At 72.9% G+C, this 15,947-nt stretch carries 14 protein-coding genes; 3 read left to right on the plus strand and 11 right to left on the minus strand.

What is annotated here, in order from left to right:
- Positions 1-119 precede the first annotated feature (119 nt).
- The 4 genes from ACZ5CW_RS39255 to lipB all read right to left on the minus strand — a co-directional run bounded on the left by ACZ5CW_RS39255 (position 120) and on the right by lipB (position 3,183).
- Positions 120-809 carry a DUF4191 domain-containing protein gene (locus ACZ5CW_RS39255; RefSeq protein WP_468610273.1) on the minus strand — a complete coding sequence of 230 codons (690 nt, stop codon included), beginning with the start codon at positions 807-809 and terminating at the stop codon, positions 120-122.
- A gap of 60 nt (positions 810-869) precedes the next feature.
- Positions 870-1,067, minus strand: a complete 198-nt coding sequence (locus ACZ5CW_RS39260; protein ID WP_362679548.1) for an SCO2195 family GlnR-regulated protein — start codon at positions 1,065-1,067, stop codon at positions 870-872.
- A 225-nt stretch (positions 1,068-1,292) separates the two neighbouring features.
- A complete protein-coding gene (gene lipA, locus ACZ5CW_RS39265) occupies positions 1,293-2,258 on the minus strand; it encodes a lipoyl synthase (protein ID WP_468610275.1) in 966 nt (321 codons plus the stop codon).
- A gap of 127 nt (positions 2,259-2,385) precedes the next feature.
- Positions 2,386-3,183 (minus strand): lipoyl(octanoyl) transferase LipB, encoded by a 798-nt coding sequence (gene lipB, locus ACZ5CW_RS39270; protein WP_468610277.1) that lies wholly within the window; start codon positions 3,181-3,183, stop codon positions 2,386-2,388.
- A 239-nt stretch (positions 3,184-3,422) separates the two neighbouring features.
- Here lipB and ACZ5CW_RS39275 point away from each other — a divergent pair, with 239 nt between their 5' ends.
- Complete coding sequence (locus ACZ5CW_RS39275) at positions 3,423-4,880, plus strand: regulator (protein ID WP_468610279.1); 1,458 nt, start codon at positions 3,423-3,425, stop codon at positions 4,878-4,880.
- Between the two features lie 99 nt (positions 4,881-4,979).
- On the opposite strand, the gene ACZ5CW_RS39280 is transcribed toward ACZ5CW_RS39275, so the two are convergent.
- On the minus strand, positions 4,980-6,353 hold the full coding sequence (locus tag ACZ5CW_RS39280) for an NAD(P)/FAD-dependent oxidoreductase (RefSeq protein WP_468610281.1): 1,374 nt from the start codon (positions 6,351-6,353) through the stop codon (positions 4,980-4,982).
- 192 nt (positions 6,354-6,545) lie between these two features.
- Positions 6,546-7,439: a TIGR01777 family oxidoreductase gene (locus ACZ5CW_RS39285; protein ID WP_468610283.1), complete on the minus strand. Its 894-nt coding sequence runs from the start codon at positions 7,437-7,439 to the stop codon at positions 6,546-6,548.
- 73 nt (positions 7,440-7,512) lie between these two features.
- Between ACZ5CW_RS39285 and ACZ5CW_RS39290 the strand changes: the two genes are divergently transcribed.
- A complete protein-coding gene (locus ACZ5CW_RS39290) occupies positions 7,513-8,001 on the plus strand; it encodes a GNAT family N-acetyltransferase (RefSeq protein WP_468610285.1) in 489 nt (162 codons plus the stop codon).
- Between the two features lie 43 nt (positions 8,002-8,044).
- Here the strand turns inward: ACZ5CW_RS39290 and ACZ5CW_RS39295 are convergent, their stop codons facing one another.
- Positions 8,045-9,229, minus strand: a complete 1,185-nt coding sequence (locus ACZ5CW_RS39295) for a MarP family serine protease (protein WP_468610287.1) — start codon at positions 9,227-9,229, stop codon at positions 8,045-8,047.
- 242 nt (positions 9,230-9,471) lie between these two features.
- On the opposite strand from ACZ5CW_RS39295, the gene ACZ5CW_RS39300 reads away from it, so the two are divergent.
- A complete protein-coding gene (locus tag ACZ5CW_RS39300) occupies positions 9,472-10,251 on the plus strand; it encodes a peptidoglycan recognition protein family protein (protein WP_468610289.1) in 780 nt (259 codons plus the stop codon).
- A 294-nt stretch (positions 10,252-10,545) separates the two neighbouring features.
- On the opposite strand, the gene ACZ5CW_RS39305 is transcribed toward ACZ5CW_RS39300, so the two are convergent.
- From ACZ5CW_RS39305 to ACZ5CW_RS39320, 4 genes are all read right to left on the minus strand, one after another.
- A complete protein-coding gene (locus tag ACZ5CW_RS39305; RefSeq protein ID WP_468610346.1) occupies positions 10,546-11,064 on the minus strand; it encodes a DUF4240 domain-containing protein in 519 nt (172 codons plus the stop codon).
- A 70-nt stretch (positions 11,065-11,134) separates the two neighbouring features.
- The gene (locus ACZ5CW_RS39310) at positions 11,135-12,178 is read right to left on the minus strand and encodes a helix-turn-helix transcriptional regulator (RefSeq protein ID WP_468610291.1); all 1,044 of its coding nucleotides are present in this window, start codon (positions 12,176-12,178) and stop codon (positions 11,135-11,137) included.
- A 67-nt stretch (positions 12,179-12,245) separates the two neighbouring features.
- Positions 12,246-14,948, minus strand: coding sequence for a pyruvate dehydrogenase (acetyl-transferring), homodimeric type (gene aceE / locus ACZ5CW_RS39315; protein WP_468610293.1), 2,703 nt, complete (start codon positions 14,946-14,948; stop codon positions 12,246-12,248).
- A gap of 260 nt (positions 14,949-15,208) precedes the next feature.
- The gene (locus ACZ5CW_RS39320; RefSeq protein ID WP_468610295.1) at positions 15,209-15,832 is read right to left on the minus strand and encodes a GntR family transcriptional regulator; all 624 of its coding nucleotides are present in this window, start codon (positions 15,830-15,832) and stop codon (positions 15,209-15,211) included.
- Between the last annotated feature and the right edge of the window lie 115 nt (positions 15,833-15,947).

The raw sequence follows: 15,947 nt of genomic DNA on the forward strand, positions 1-15,947 counted from the left end.
ACCCCCCCTCCCCCCTCCCCCTCCCCCTCCCCCCCCCCCCCCACAACCACCCCCCCCCCCCCCCCCCCCCCCCCCCCCCCCCCCCCCCCCCCCCCCCCCCCACGTCTTCGATACCGGGGTCAGCGGCCCTTCGGCATCCGCATGCCCTTGGGCATGGGCCCCTTGGGCAGCGGCATGTTGCTCATCAGGTCGCCCAGGGCGCGCAGCCGGTCGTTGGTGGCCGTCACCTGGGGGCCGGTCAGCACGCGCGGGAACTTCAGCATGGTCGTGCGCAGCTTCTTCAGCTCGACCTGGCCCTCGCCGGTGCCGACGATCAGGTCGTGCACCGGTACGTCCGCGACGATACGGCTCATCTTCTTCTTCTCGGCGGCCAGCAGGCTCTTCACCCGGTTCGGGTTGCCCTCGGCGATCAGCACGATGCCGGCCTTGCCGACCGCCCGGTGCACCACGTCCTGGCTGCGGTTCATCGCCACCGCGGGGGTGGTCGTCCAGCCCCGGCCGATGTTGTCCAGCACGGCTGCCGCGGCACCCGGCTGGCCCTCCATCTGGCCGAAGGCGGCCCGCTCGGCCCGGCGGCCGAACACGATCGCCGTCGCCAGCAGGGCGATCAGCAGACCGAAGATGCCCAGATAGATCGGGTGGCCGATCAAGAAGCCGATCGCGAGGAAGACAGCGAGGGTGCCGATGCCGACGGCCGCGAGTACAAGACCGATCTTCTTGTCGGCCTTGCGGGTCATCTTGTACGTAAGGGCGATCTGCTTCAGTCGCCCTGCGTTCGCGGCGTCCGCCGCGGTTTCCTTCCTCGCCATGCCACGAAGTCTACGTGGCTCCGGGAGTGCCGACGACGGCAGTGCCCGGCGGGAAGGGCGTCAGGAGCGGGTGGCGGCGCGCTCCAGGACACGCTGCGCCTCGACCCGGTCCTTGGCACGGCGGCGGTCCTCCAGGACGGAGGTCCAGGCGTTGCGGCGGGCGGTGCGCTGGCCGCCGCTCATGAGCAGGGACTCGACGGCACGGAGGGCGTCGGTGAAGGACGGGATGGCGGTGGCGCGGACGGGCGCGGCCTGCATGATCGGGGTCCCCCCTCTTCGTGATGTACGGGGCGTGATACCAGAGTCACTGATTGGTGTTACCAGGGCGTGACCGACCGGTCAAACGCTGATGAAGCCTTGATGGGGCCGGTGAAACGCCGACGCGGCCCCGAGGGTCGCCCTCATCAGCGAGGACGGTCGGGACCGCGTCGTCTCGGCCATTACTGGCCAGTAATTACTTGTGCGCGAATTCACACGCTCGGCTCACACGGCCTGGACCGCGATGTACGCACCACGCTTCTCGATCGCCATCTGGTACAGGCGTCCGGCGCGGTACGAGGAGCGGACCAGCGGACCGGACATCACGCCGGAGAAGCCGATCTGCTCGGCCTCCTCCTTCAGCTCCACGAACTCCTGCGGCTTCACCCAGCGCTCCACCGGGTGGTGCCGGACGGAGGGGCGCAGGTACTGGGTGATGGTGACCAGCTCGCAGCCGGCGTCGTGCAGCTGCTTGAGCGCCTCGCTGACCTCTTCGCGGGTCTCGCCCATGCCGAGGATCAGGTTGGACTTGGTGACCAGGCCGTAGTCGCGGGCCTCGGTGATGACCTTCAGGGAGCGCTCGTAGCGGAAGCCGGGGCGGATGCGCTTGAAGATCCGCGGGACCGTCTCGACGTTGTGCGCGAAGACCTCGGGGCGGGCGGAGAAGACCTCCGCGAGCTGCTCGGGGACCGCGTTGAAGTCGGGGGCCAGCAGCTCCACCTTCGTCCGGCCGCCCTCGCGGTCCGCGGTCTGCCGGTGGATCTGGCGCACGGTCTCGGCGTACAGCCAGGCGCCGCCGTCCTCCAGGTCGTCGCGGGCGACGCCGGTGATGGTGGCGTAGTTCAGGTCCATGGTGACCACGGACTCGCCGACGCGGCGCGGCTCGTCACGGTCCAGCGCCTCGGGCTTGCCGGTGTCGATCTGGCAGAAGTCGCAGCGCCGGGTGCACTGGTCGCCGCCGATGAGGAAGGTCGCCTCGCGGTCCTCCCAGCACTCGTAGATGTTCGGGCAGCCGGCTTCCTGGCAGACCGTGTGCAGGCCCTCGCTCTTCACGAGGTTCTGCATCTTCGTGTACTCGGGGCCCATTTTCGCCCGGGTCTTGATCCACTCGGGCTTGCGCTCGATGGGGGTCTGGCTGTTGCGGACCTCCAGGCGCAGCATCTTGCGTCCGTCGGGTGCGACTGCGGACACGACCGGCTCCCTGCTGTTTGCTTGCGTAGTCTTCGATTCTTCGGCGTGGACCAGCCTACGCCCGTGTTAATTGCGCCCTGCCGCTGAGACCAACCTCGCCGTCGCAGGGTGCATTCCCCCGATCGGGTCAGGCGGAGGCCGGCTCGATCACCCGCGGCTTCAGGTCCGCGTTCTCCAGCACGTCCTTCAGGTGCCGTTCGGCCACGGGCAGGACCTCGGCGATGGTCACGTCGCGGCCCAGCTCGTGCGCGAGGGAGGTCACACCCGCGTCGCGGATGCCGCAGGGGATGATCTTGTCGAAGCTGGACGTGTCCGGATTCACGTTCAGCGCGAAGCCGTGCATGGTGACGCCCTTGGCGACCCGGATGCCCATGGCGCAGATCTTGCGGTCCTCGCGGCGCTGGCCGGCGTTGGAGGGGGCGTACTCGGGGCCGTTCAGCCGCGGGTCGAACTCCTCGTCGGTGAGCCGGGGGTCGAAGTCGAGCGAGAGTCCGCCGAGGGCCGGACGCTGCTCCACCGGGTCGCCGAGGACCCACACGCCCGCGCGGCCCTCCACCCGGCTGGTCTCGACGCCGAACTCCGCGCAGACCCGGATCATGACCTCTTCGAGGCGGCGCAGGTGCGCGACCACGTCCACCGGGCGCGGGAGCTTCTGGATCGGGTAGCCGACCAACTGGCCGGGGCCGTGCCAGGTGATCTTGCCGCCGCGGTCCACGTCGACGACCGGGGTGCCGTCCAGCGGGCGCTCGCTGTCGTCGGTGCGCCGGCCGGCCGTGTACACGGGGGGATGCTCCAGCAGCAGCACGGTGTCCGGGACCTCGTCGGCGAACCGGGCCGCGTGCACCCGGCGCTGCTCGTCCCAGGCCTCCTGGTACTCGACGGCATCCGCACCGAACCCCATGCGGACGAACCGCAACTCACTCACGGCAAGCGCCTCCCTCAGCGACCGGTGTGCCAGGCACGTAACGCGCCCACGCCACTGTACGTCCGGCCGGCTCACGTCAGCCCTGCGGGCGTTCCTCACACGATCGGATGAATGTACGGGGAAGTTTGCGATCGTCTGCTCACTCTCCGCTACATTCGCGCCGTTCGTGAGGCCATAAGGGCTGCTCAAAGGCAATCCGGGCACTTCAGAGGCCCGGAAGGCAGGAGACCGCACCGCAGATGACGGACCGACCCGCGCAGCGCACCCCCAACCGCCAGCTCGCCGCGCTCATCGCAGAAGCGGGGTTCTCCAACGCGGGTCTGGCTCGTCGCGTCGACCAGCTCGGCCTCGAGCACGGGCTGGACCTCAGATACGACAAGACCTCGGTCACCCGCTGGCTGCGCGGACAGCAGCCGCGCGGTACGACCCCCGCCCTGATCGCCGAGGTGTTCACCCGCCGGCTCGGACGCCGGCTCACCGCCCAGGATCTCGGCCTGGACGCCTGTGCGCCGGTGTACGCCGGGCTGGAGTTCGCGGCCACCCCGGAGGAGGCCGTCGATATCGTCAGCGGGCTGTGGCGCAAGGACTCCGGCAGCCACGCCGAACTGCGCAAGATCGCGTTCACCCCGGCGGGGCTCGTCGTGCCCAGCCGGGACTGGCTGATCGGCAAGTCGGACGACAAGGTGGCCCGGGAACCGGCCCCCCGGGTGCCCGCGCAGGCCCGGCCCGGCGCGGCCAAGGCCCAGCCGGTCCCCCCGCCGCGGGTCCGCGGGCACGCGGACCGCGGCCCCGGACACAAGGTCACCGGCGGCGACATCGCCGCGCTGCGCTCGGTCGGCGAGCTGTTCCGCACCCTCGACGACCGGTTCGGCGGCGGTCACGCCCGGCAGGCCCTGGTGCGCTACCTGGAGCACGAGTGCGAGCCGATGCTCCGCGGCAGCTACGACGAGCAGACCGGCCGCCGTCTGTTCGCGGCCGCCTCCGACCTGACCCGGCTCGCGGGCTGGACGTCGTACGACATCGCCGCGCACGGACTCGCCCAGCGCTACTTCGTCCAGGCCCTGCGGCTCGCCCAGGCGGCCGGCGACCGGGCCTACGGCTCCTACGTCCTGGTCACCATGAGCCGCCAGGCCGTGTATCTGGGCCACGGCCGGGAGGCCGTGCAGCTGGCCCGGGTCGCGCAGCAGGGGGTCGGCTCCGGTGCCCCGCCGGTGGTCCAGGCGCTGCTGCACGCGTCCGAGGCGAGGGCGCACGGGGTCCTGGGCGAGGTGCGGGCGTGCACAGCGGCGCTGGTCCGGGCCGAGCGCGCCCTGGAGGTGGCCCGGCCCGGGGACGACGTGCCGTACTGGGCCAAGTTCTTCGACGAGGCCCAGCTCGCCGACGAACTGGGGCACTGCCACCGGGATCTGCAGCAGTTCCGGGCCGCCGCCCAGCACGCCGAGCGCTCCCTGCAGCTCCGCGCCCCCTCCTACGCCCGCAGCCGCCTGTTCTGCCGGATCGTCCTCGCCACCGCCCGCCTCGGCCTCGGTGAACTCGACCAGGCCTGCGCGCTGGCGGCGGAAGCCGCCGGCCAGGCGGTGGAGATGCGGAGCGCTCGCGCGATCGAGTACGTCAAGGACTTCGAACGGCGCCTCGAGCCCTACCGGGACGCGGCACCGGTGCGCGGCTACCGGGAGAAGGTGGCGGCCCTGGGCTGAGCGGGGGACCGCACCGGCGGTCGCCGGCGGTGGGGAACCGGGCGCGGGTCGCGGTGTCCGCCCTCCCGGCCCCCGGCACCGCCGGCGGCGCCGTCGGTCTCAGGCGGCCCTCGGCAACGTCCCCGCGGGTTCGGCCCTGTGCATCGAGCCGCCCGCGCCCAGGTCCGCGAGGATCGCCGCGGTGGCCCGGTGGGCCGAGTGCAGGGCGCCCTGGACCGTGCTGGTGTCCCGGTGGTCGCCGCAGACGTACAGCCCGGCCAGCAGCCGTACCGGCCGGCGCAGATCGTGCGGCGGACGCATCGTCGGGACCGCCTCCGGCGTGTGGTGGACGGCCAGCGTCTCCCAGCGGCGCGTCGAGGTGCCGTAGAGCCGGGAGAGGTGGATGCGGACCGCCGTGTCCACGGCCTCCGGCGGGGTGCCCAGCACCGTCGAGGAGATCAGCACCCGGCCGCCCGGCGCCCGGCTCGGGTCCACGTTGCTGATCACCGCCGTGTGCGCCACCGGGCCGCCGCGGTCGGCGTCCAGCAGCAGGGAGGTGCCGGTCGAGAAGGCCGGCGCCGGGTCGTCGGTGGTGTGGTGCACCACGGTCACCGGGTGGAAGTCCGGCACCCTGAGCCCCGGCAGCAGCTCCGCCGCGGCGCGCGCGTCGGTCGCCAGCAGCACCGCCCGGCAGCGGACCTCGCCGTGCTCGGCGGTGGTCACCTTGGTCGTGGACACGGAGGTGACCCGCACCCCGGTGTGCACGGTGCCGGGCGGCAGCGCCCGGGCCAGCAGCTCCGGCAGCATCTCCGCGCCGCCCTCCGGCACGCCCAGCCGCCCGCTCGCGAAGGCGCGCAGCGCCAGGTCGGCACACCGGCTGGAGGTGGTCAGCTCCGGGTCGCACAGCAGCGCGGCGAGCAGCGGACGCAGGAAGCCGTCGATGGTGCGGGCCGGCACCCCGCGCCGGGCGAGGGCCTGGGCGGCGGGCATCTCGGGGCGGGCCAGGATGCGTTCGACGGGGGTCGCCGCGATCCGACCCAGCGCGGCGCCGAGCCGGGCCTGGTCCACCGCGCCGCCCATCGGCGTACCGGTCCGGCCGGGTGTGGCCGCCGCCCCCCTGGGGGCGCTTGCGAGGGCGCGCACCACATGGAGTGCGCCCCGTGCGCCCCTTGCGCTCCCTCCGGCCGCCGGCGCGCCCGCGCGCTGGCTGCGTCCGTCGCGGTGCAGCAGGACGCCCGGCGCGAAGCGGCGCAGCGTCAGGGCGTCCAGGCCGGGGGTCAGGCGCAGTTCCGGGTAGGACGTGGACAGCAGCTGTCCGATGCGGTCGAGCCGGAAACCGTCGACCTTCTCCGTGGACATACGGCCGCCGACGTAGGGGGCGGCCTCCAGCACCGCGGTCGTGATCCCTGCTCCGGTCAGCCGGTGAGCCGCCGAGAGTCCGGCGATCCCTGCTCCCACGATGACGACGTCCACCTGGTACACGGGCTCAAGCACGAGGCCCCTCCTGTGGTTGCGCGGCCGGTGGAGACGTCATGCCCCCAACGGGCTCCAGCGATACCCGAGTTCGGCTCGAGGTTAGGGCCGCGACTGGTCAGGAACAGTCGCGCATCGGCAGGGCACGGTCGCATAGAGGTCGCATACGGTCACAAGAGATCTCAGGAGATCGCAGGACATCCCTGGCGTACGTCAGGCGGCCCGTACCGCTTCCTCGATGCCCGGAAACGCGAACCGGAAACCGGACTCCAGCAGCCGCCTGGGCACCACCCGTTGACTGCCCAGCACATCCCCGGCCATCTCGCCCAGCACCCTCCGCAGCACCGGCGCGGGCACCGGGAACAGCGCCGGCCGGTGCAGCACCCGCGCCATCGCCTCGGTGATCTCACGGTTCGTCAGCGGCTGGGGCGCCGTCAGATTGAACGGCCCGGACAGCGCCTCGCCGTCGACGAGATGCCGGATCGCGGCCACCTCGTCGTGCAGCGCGATGTACGACCAGAACTGCCGGCCGTCGCCCAGACGCCCCCCGAGCCCCGCCCGGAACAGCGGGAACAGCCGCCCCCAGGCCCCACCGCCCCGCGCCACGACCAGCCCGGTGCGCAGGAACACCGTCCGTACGCCCGCCTCCTGAACGGGCGCCGCCGCCTCCTCCCACTCCACGCACAGCCTCGGCAGGAACCCGTCACCCGGCGGGGCGCTCTCGTCCACCACCCGGTCGCCGGTCTCCCCGTAGAAGCCGATCGCGCTGCCGTTCAGGAACACCCGGGGCGGCTCCGGCAGCGTGGCCGCCGCCTCGGCCAGCGCGGCCGTGCCCAGCACCCGGCTGTCCCGGATCAGCCGTTTGTACTCCGGAGTCCAGCGCCGGTCGCCCACCCCGGCCCCGGCCAGGTTGACCACCACGTCACAGCCGATCAGCCCGGCCGCGTCCACGTACTGCCGAGCGGGGTCCCAGCGGACCTCGTCCGGGCCCCGGGGCGCCCGGCGCACCAGACGCACCACCTCGTGCCCGTCCGCGGTCAGGGACCGCACCAGAGCGCTGCCGATCAGACCGGAGGCACCGGCCACCGCGATTCGCGAACGTTCCATGACCCCAGCATGACGGCACGGGCGGGACGCAACGCGCTGGGACCCCGGCCGAGCCCGCCGTAGGGTGATCGTCATGCCGGAGCCGCACATACGCACCGCCCGCCTCGACGACGACGCGGAACTGTCCGTCCTCGACCGTGCCACCTGGTCCACCCTGCACGCGGTGATGCCCGAGCCGCAGCCGCCGTACGACCCCTTCTTCGACGAGCGCCACAGCCCGGACGACCACCTGGTCGCCGAGAGCGACGGGCACGTCGTCGGCTACATCCGCCTCGCCCACCCGACCCCGCTCGCCTCGAACGCGCACGTCCTCGCCGTCCAGGGCCTCGCCGTCGCCGAGAAGGCGCGCGGGCGGGGCGTCGGGCGCGCGCTGGTCCGGGCCGCCGTCGAGGAGGCACGCCGGCGCGGTGCGCGGCGCCTGACCCTGCGCGTCCTCGGCCACAACGCGCCGGCCCGCACGCTCTACGCGTCCGAGGGCTTCGCCGTCGAGGGCGTGCTGCCCGAGGAGTTCCACCTGGACGGCCGGTACGTCGACGACGTCCTCATGGGCCGTCGGCTGTGAACCCCGTGCAGGGGCCGTCGCCGGCCGGCCCCGACCGCCGGCCCTAGGAGTCGACCAGTTCGCCCGTGTCCACCGCCGCCGTCTCCAGGGCCGCGCGCCGGGCGTCGCCCGCCACCTCGGAGGCCGTCAGCACGTACCCCGTCTCGGCGTCGGAGGTGGAGCGGGCGAAGACCACCCCGAACACCTTGCCGTCCGTGGTCAGCAGCGGGCCGCCGGAGTTGCCCGGCCGTACCGTGGAGCGGATCGAGTAGATCTCCCGGGTGACCGCGCGGTCGTTGTAGATGTCCCGGCCGGTCGCCCGCACCCGGTTCGCCACCGTCGCCGCCTGCAGGTTCAGGTTCCCGTCCTGCGGATAGCCCGCCACCACCGCCGAGTCCCCGCGGACCGCACTCGTGTCGAACCGCAAGCGCGGGGCACGCAGCTGCGGCACGTACAGCACCGCCACGTCCCGCTCGGGGTCGAAGAGCACCACCCGGGCCTCGTACGGCCGCCCGACCCCGCCCACCCGCACGCTCGGCCGGTCGATGCCCGCCACCACGTGCGCGTTGGTCATCACATGCCGCGCGGCGTACACGAAGCCGCTGCCCTCCCGGCCCTCGGTGCCCGAGGCGCCCTCGATCTTCACCGTGCTCAGCCTGGCGGCGTTCGCCGCGGCCGGAGTGACGCTGTCGCCGGTGGGCCGGGCCACCCGGGCCGTCGACTCGTTCTCGAACGGGTTGAAGACCTGCGGGAAACCCGCCTCGGTCAGCGCCGACGTGGCCCGCGAGAACCACGCGGGCGTGGTCTGCGGCATCGCCTGCTGCACCGTGCCCAGCAGCGCCGAGTTCCGGATCGCCGTCGTCATGGTCTGCGACGGGGCCGCGCCCAGCACGCTCGCCGCCACCCACGCCACGATCAGCACCGCGACCGAGTTGGCCGCCGCACCCCCGATCCCGTCCGCCACCCGCAGCGGTCCCCGGTCCAGCTCGCCGCGCAGCCGCAGCGCCAGCCGGCCCGCCAGCTCGTGCCCCACCGCCGCCGGCACCAGCACCGTCAGCACCGCGAGCACCGTCGCCTGCGCCGAGCCGCGCTCCACCAGACCCGTCACCCACGGCAGCACCCACACACCGACGACCGCACCGCCGACGAACCCGGCCAGGGACACGCATCCGGCCACCAGCCCGCGCCGGTAACCCGACACCGCGTAGACGAGCATCACCAGCACAAGCACCAGGTCGAGCAGGTCCACGGAGCCGCCTTTCTCTCGGACCCCTCAGTACGGACGGGGCGGGTCCGTTGATCAGTCACACGCACGCGAGCGGCCACCGGGCGGCGAACCGGCCACGTGTGCGTGTACCCCCAGAAACGTCCCGGACCAGGACGATGGTTCCACCAGGTGGCACAGTGCACATCGCGGTCGGGGCGCGACACCCCGAGAGTGGGATCATGCGTGTCGTCCGAAGAGCGCCGGGGCCGCCGAAACTACGAGGCGTGCAGGTCCCGGGCACCCTGCTGGTGCTGCTCGGCTGCCTGCCCGGCCTGCTGGCCTGCCTCGCGCTGGCCCTGTGCGCCCGCGGCGTGGAGCGTTCCGCCGCCGCCCGGTCCGACCGCCTCGCCGCGGCCCGGCCCCCGGCCGCCCACCGCGCCGCCCGGCCGCCCATCCTGCCCCGCTCGGCCTGGCTGGACCGCACCACCGGGCACACCCAGCCGCCCCCGCGCTACGACGACCGGGTGACCGCGGTCTTCCTGCACCACACCGACTCGCCCAACGGCTACGACTGCGCCGACGCGCCCCGCATCATCCGCCACCTGTACGCGGGCCAGACCGGCGCCCGCCGCTGGGACGACATCGGCTACAACTTCCTCGTCGACCGCTGCGGCCATATCTACGAGGGCCGCGCCGGAGGCGTCGACCGGCCCGTGACCGGCGCCCACACCCAGGGCTTCAACCACCGCACCGCCGGCATCGCCGCCCTCGGCACCTTCACCGCCGGCGTTCCCGTGCCCCGGGCCATGACCGACGCCATCGCCGCCCTGACCGCGTGGAAGCTCGGCCTCGCCGGCGTCGACCCGCAGGCCCGGGTCCGCCTGGTCTCCAGCAACGGCCTCAGCCGCTACAAGGCGGGCACCACCGTCACCCTGCCCGTGGTGGCCGGTCACGGCGACGGCTTCAGGACCAGCTGCCCCGGCGCGTCCCTCACCGCCCGCCTCCCCGAGATCCGGGCGGCCGCGGCCCGGCTGCAGGGCCGGACGCCCACAGGAACCCCCTAGGCGGCACGCAGCCCGCTCCGAGCCCCGCCCCCTACGGTCGGGGACGACACAAGCCGACCGGAGGCGGGGACCGATGAACAGCAGCCGAATCGAGTCCGCCCGTGAGCGGGCCGGCCGGACCCGGACCGCGCGCGGCCCCTGGGCGGTGGTCTGCGCGGTCGCGACCGTCGTCCTCGGCCCGGCCGCGGCCACCGCGTCCGCCTGCACCACGCGGCACGGGCCGACCCGGCCCACGCCGACGCGGTCCGCCTGCCGGCGGACACCGGCCGCGGCACCACGGCATGAGGCCGGCGGTCACTCCTTGAAACGTGCCCACAGCCGGGGATACCGCTCCGCGAGCGCCCGCTCCTTCTCGAAGTCCAGCGGCGTGCCCTCCGGCTCGGCGGGCGCCGGGGCGATGCCCAGGTCGGGCGCCACGGTGCCGGTCAGCTGCTCGTAGGCCTCGTCCGCCGCGTACCCCAGGTCCTCGCCGTCGCCGTCGATCTCCTCGTCGAACTCGTCCAGCAGCTCGGCCAGGGAGTCCGGATCGTGCAGGGCGCCCTCGAAGACCTCCCGGCCCTGGCCGATCAGCCAGCACCGGAAGAAGTCGAACGCGTCGTCGCTGCAGCCGTCCAGCAGCACCCAGGCGGCGCCCCACAGATCCCAGCGGTAGGCCCGGTTGTAGCGGGCCTCGAAGTGACGGGCGAAGTCCAGGACCAGGTCGGGGTCCAGCCGGAGCAGCCGCTCCACCAGCAGGTCGGCCTGCTCCTCGGGATCGCCCCCGGCGGCCGCGCGGGTGGCGTCGATCAGCTCCCAGAACTCCGTCTCGTCCATCACGGCACCAGCATCGGGCCTCAGCCGGTGGGCCGCACGCGGAGTACCGCGGATCGTTACCGGCGTCTCGTCACCCGGCGCCCGTGCCCCGGTACAGCGCCGCGATCCGGTCCGCGTCCGCGGCGAACCGCTCCCGCAGGCCCGCCGGTGCCAGCACCTCGGCCTCCGGGCCGAGCGCGGTCAGCTGGGTGTGCGCGACCTGCTCCGACTCCACCGGCAGGGTCACCGTCACCCATCCCCCGGCATCCGGCTCGCCCGCCCCGGCGAGCGCCTCGCGCGCGGACAGCGGATCGACGGCGTGCGGCAGCCTGCGCACACCCTCAGGGGACAGCCGTACGACGACCTCGGCACGCAGGATCGACCGCGCGAACCGCTCGGACTGCGCCGCCCAGTGTCCGGGCAGATCGAAGTCCGGGTCGCGGCCGAAGCGCTCGTCGAGGGGCTCCAGCCCGGTGAACCGGTCGATCCGGTACGTCCGGAACGAGCCGCCGCCGGCCGCCCGCGCGCACAGGTACCAGACACCCGCCTTCAGCACGAGACCGTACGGCTCCAGCGTCCGCTCCACCTCGCCGCCGCCATCCCGGGCGCTCCGCCCGCGGGGCGTCCCGGCCGCCGCCTCCGGCTCCGCGCCCGGGCGCCGGTAACGCGCGAGGACGCGTCTGTCCGCCCACACCGCCTCGGCGAGCACGGGCAGCAGCGCGGGCGTCTCCGGCTCCCGGAACCAGGCGGGCGCGTCCAGATGGAAACGCCGGGCGGCGCTGTCCGGGGCGTCCCGCAGGGAGGGCAGCAGCGCGGCCGACACCTTCAGCCGGGCCGCCGAGGCGGCGTCCTCCAGCCCCATCTCCCGGAGCGCGCCCGGCACCCCGCTCAGGAACAACGCCTCCGCCTCGCCACGGTCCAGCCCCGTCAGCCGCGTCCGGTATCCGCCGACCAGCCGGTACCCCCCGGCCCGCCCCCGGTCGGCATAGACCGGCACCCCCGCCTCCGACAGCGCCTGCGCGTCCCGGGTGACCGTCCGCTCCGAGACCTCCAGCTCCCGGGCGAGTTCGGCGGCGGTCATGGCGGGCCGGGACTGGAGGAGCAGAACCATCTTGATCAGACGTGCGGCGCGCATGCCCACATCATGCAGGAGGCCCCCGCCGAAGCGGGGGCCTCCTGACTGCCGGCGGACCGGCCTGCGGCTACAGGCCGTACTTCTCGCGGGCTTCCTTCACCGCGGTCGCCTTGACCTCGCCGCGCCGGGCCAGCTGGGCCAGGGCCGCGACGACGATCGACTCGGCGTCGACGCCGAAGTGGCGGCGGGCGGCCTCACGGGTGTCCGACAGACCGAAGCCGTCGGCGCCCAGCGAGGACCAGTCCTGCTCGACCCACTGCGCGATCTGGTCCGGGACCTGGCGCATGTAGTCGGAGACGGCCAGCACCGGGCCCTCGGCGCCCTGCAGCGCCTGGCGGACGTACGGCACGCGCTCCTCGCCGCGCAGCAGGGCCGCGTCGGCCTCGAGCGCGTCGCGGCGCAGCTCCGTCCAGGAGGTCGCCGACCACACGTCGGCGGCCACGCCCCACTCCTCGGCGAGCAGCCTCTGCGCCTGCAGGGCCCAGTGGATCGCCGTACCGGAGCCGAGCAGCTGGATCCGCGCGGCGTTGGCCGGGGCGGACACGCCCGCGGACTCCGCCGTGTTGAAGCGGTACAGGCCCTTGACGATGCCCTCGTCGATGCCCAGGCCCTGCGGCTTGGCCGGCTGCGGCAGCGGCTCGTTGTAGACCGTCAGGTAGTAGAAGACGTTCTGGTCCTCGCCCTCCGCGGCCTCGCCGTACATCCGGCGCAGACCCTCACGGACGATGACCGCGATCTCGTAGGCGAAGGCCGGGTCGTAGGAGAGGGCGGCCGGGTTGGTGGCCGCGATCACCGGGGAGTGGCCGTCGGCGTGCTGGAGGCCCTCGCCCGTCAGGGTCGTACGGCCCGCCGTCGCGCCGACGAGGAAGCCGCGGCCGAGCTGGTCGCCGAGCTGCCACATCTGGTCGGCCGTGCGCTGCCAGCCGAACATCGAGTAGAAGATGTAGAAGGGGATCATCGCCTCGCCGTGCGTGGCGTACGCGGTGGACGCGGCGATGAAGTCGGCCATCGAACCGGCCTCGGTGATCCCCTCGTTGAGGATCTGGCCGTTCTTGGCCTCCTTGTAGTACATCAGCTGGTCGCGGTCGACCGGCTCGTACGTCTGGCCCTTGGGCGAGTAGATGCCGAGGGACGGGAAGAGCGACTCCATGCCGAAGGTGCGCGCCTCGTCGGGGACGATCGGCACCCAGCGCTTGCCCGTCTCCTTGTCGCGGACCAGGTCCTTGACCAGGCGGACGAAGGCCATGGTGGTGGCCACGTTCTGGGAGCCGGAGCCCTTGTCGAAGGAGGCGAAGGCCTTCTCCGCGGGAGCGGGCAGCGGGGCCAGTGCGTGCGTGCGGCGGGCCGGGGCCGGGCCGCCGAGGGCCGCACGGCGCTCCTGAAGGTACCGGACCTCGGGGGAGTCGGCACCCGGGTGGCCGTAGGGGACGACGCCGTCGGTGAAGTCGCTGTCCTTGATCGGCAGCTCCAGCAGGTCGCGCATCGTCTTGAACTCGTCCACCGTCAGCTTCTTCATCTGGTGGTTGGCGTTCTTCGACGCGAAGCCCTCGCCGAGGGTGTGGCCCTTGACCGTCTGGGCCAGGATCACGGTCGGCGCGCCCTTGTGCTCGACGGCGGCCTTGTACGCGGCGTAGACCTTGCGGGCCTCGTGACCACCGCGGGAGAGGTGGAAGCACTCGAGGATCTTGTCGTCGCTCAGCAGCTTCGCCATCTCGGCGAGCGCCGGGTCCTTGCCGAAGAAGTCCTCGCGGATGTAGGCGGCGCCCCGGGTCTGGTAGGTCTGGATCTGCGCGTCCGGTACCTCGCGCAGGCGGCGTACCAGCGCGCCGGTGGCGTCGAGGGCGAACAGCTCGTCCCAGGCGGTGCCCCACAGCGTCTTGACGACGTTCCAGCCGGCGCCGCGGAACTGGGCCTCCAGCTCCTGCACGATCTTGAAGTTGGCGCGGACCGGGCCGTCCAGGCGCTGCAGGTTGCAGTTGATGACGAAGGTGAGGTTGTCCAGCTCCTCACGGGCGGCGAGCGCGATCGCGGCGGTCGACTCCGGCTCGTCCATCTCGCCGTCGCCCAGGAAGGCCCAGACGTGGGACGCGGAGAGGTCCTTGATGCCGCGGTTGGTGAGGTAGCGGTTGAAGCGCGCCTGGTAGATGGCCGAGAGGGGGCCGAGACCCATCGACACCGTGGGGAACTCCCACAGCCAGGGGAGGCGGCGCGGGTGCGGGTACGACGGCAGGCCGTTGCCGCCGGCCTCCTGGCGGAAGTTGTCGAGGTGCGCCTCGTTCAGGCGGCCGTCGAGGAAGGCGCGGGCGTAGATGCCGGGGGAGGCGTGGCCCTGGATGTACAGCTGGTCGCCGGAGCCGTCGCCCTCCTTGCCCTTGAAGAAGTGGTTGAAGCCGGTCTCGTACAGCCAGGCCGCGGAGGCGAAGGTGGCGATGTGGCCGCCGACGCCGTACTTCGAGCCGCGGGTCACCATCGCGGCCGCGTTCCAGCGGTTCCATGCGGTGATCCGGGCCTCCATCTCCGGGTCACCGGGCAGGCCCGGCTCGGCGGAGGTGGGGATGGTGTTGACGTAGTCCGTCTCGAGGAGCTTCGGCAGCGCGATGCCGCCCGCCTCGGCGCGCTCCAGCGTGCGGCGCATCAGGTATGCGGCGCGGTGCGGCCCGGCCTCCCTCGCGACGGCGTCGAGAGAGGCCTGCCATTCGGCGGTCTCCTCGGGGTCGCGGTCCGGGAGCTGGTCGAGCGCGCTCGGCTGGATGGCGTTGGGGTCGGTCATGTCGCCGCCTTCCTCAGTCGAAGGGGGTTCCCTCATCGGTAAGGGTTCGGGGGTGCCCTTGGTCTTTGGCAGGACAGGGCAGGCGGACTTCGGTGGAAGTCCGTCGGCGACTGTAACTCCCTGATCGATGATCGATCAAAGGGTTGAGGGTCAAAATCTCTTGATTTGGAGAAAGTAGGCACCGGGTGCCTGCGAAGTGGGCACCCGGTGCCGTGATTTTCCAGGGTTTTCGCAGGTGAGCGTGGGGATGCTCGACTGAATCAAGGGCGGGGCGCGCAGCCCAGTACGTGCGCCTTCACCAGTTCGGCGATCCGCGGATCCCGGCGCTTGAACGCCTGCACCAGCTCCTCGTGCTCCTCCGCGTACGACTGCTGGACGGTGCCCAGCCAGCGGATCGACAGCGCCGTGAAGACCTCGATGCCCAGGCCCTCCCACGTGTGCAGCAGCACCGAGTTGTCCGCGGCGCGCACCAGTTCGCGGTGGAAGCCGACCGTGTGGCGGACCTGCGCCGTCCCGTCGGCCTCGCGGTCGGCCTCGTACAGGGCCAGCACGTGCGGCTCCAGCGCCGAGCAGTCCTGCGCGAGGCGGTCGGCGGCCAGCTCCGCCGCGATGGCCTCCAGGCCGGCGCGCACCGGGTAGCTCTCCTCCAGGTCGGCCGCGGTCAGGTTCCGCACGCGGACGCCCTTGTTCGGCGCGGACTCGATCAGCCGCAGGGACTCCAGCTCGCGCAGGGCCTCGCGGACCGGGGTCTGGCTGACCTCCAGCTCCGTGGCGATCCGGCGCTCCACGATCCGCTCGCCCGGCTGCCAGCGCCCGCTGACGATCCCCTCCACGATGTGCTCGCGGATCTGCTCGCGCAGCGAGTGGACGACGGGCGCGGTCATGAGAACTCCTTAGGGAGGGCTGACGTTTAGACAATAAGGCCGGACGCTCCGCTTGGAGGGGCGCGTGGGGGTGCTTTGGTGCAGGTGAGACGAGGCTTACACGGAGTGAGGCCGG

The sequence above is a fragment of the Streptomyces sp. NPDC031379 genome, from assembly GCF_055569615.1.

What these genes read in the sequence shown, in the direction of transcription:
- ACZ5CW_RS39275 (WP_468610279.1), top strand. Translation starts at nt 3,423, where the DNA reads ATGACGGACCGACCCGCGCAGCGCACCCCCAACCGCCAGCTCGCCGCG.
- ACZ5CW_RS39305 (WP_468610346.1), bottom strand. Translation starts at nt 11,064, where the DNA reads ATGGACGAGACGGAGTTCTGGGAGCTGATCGACGCCACCCGCGCGGCC.
- ACZ5CW_RS39285 (WP_468610283.1), bottom strand. Translation starts at nt 7,439, where the DNA reads ATGGAACGTTCGCGAATCGCGGTGGCCGGTGCCTCCGGTCTGATCGGC.
- ACZ5CW_RS39255 (WP_468610273.1), bottom strand. Translation starts at nt 809, where the DNA reads ATGGCGAGGAAGGAAACCGCGGCGGACGCCGCGAACGCAGGGCGACTG.
- ACZ5CW_RS39320 (WP_468610295.1), bottom strand. Translation starts at nt 15,832, where the DNA reads ATGACCGCGCCCGTCGTCCACTCGCTGCGCGAGCAGATCCGCGAGCAC.
- aceE (WP_468610293.1), bottom strand. Translation starts at nt 14,948, where the DNA reads ATGACCGACCCCAACGCCATCCAGCCGAGCGCGCTCGACCAGCTCCCG.
- ACZ5CW_RS39260 (WP_362679548.1), bottom strand. Translation starts at nt 1,067, where the DNA reads ATGCAGGCCGCGCCCGTCCGCGCCACCGCCATCCCGTCCTTCACCGAC.
- ACZ5CW_RS39290 (WP_468610285.1), top strand. Translation starts at nt 7,513, where the DNA reads ATGCCGGAGCCGCACATACGCACCGCCCGCCTCGACGACGACGCGGAA.
- ACZ5CW_RS39310 (WP_468610291.1), bottom strand. Translation starts at nt 12,178, where the DNA reads ATGCGCGCCGCACGTCTGATCAAGATGGTTCTGCTCCTCCAGTCCCGG.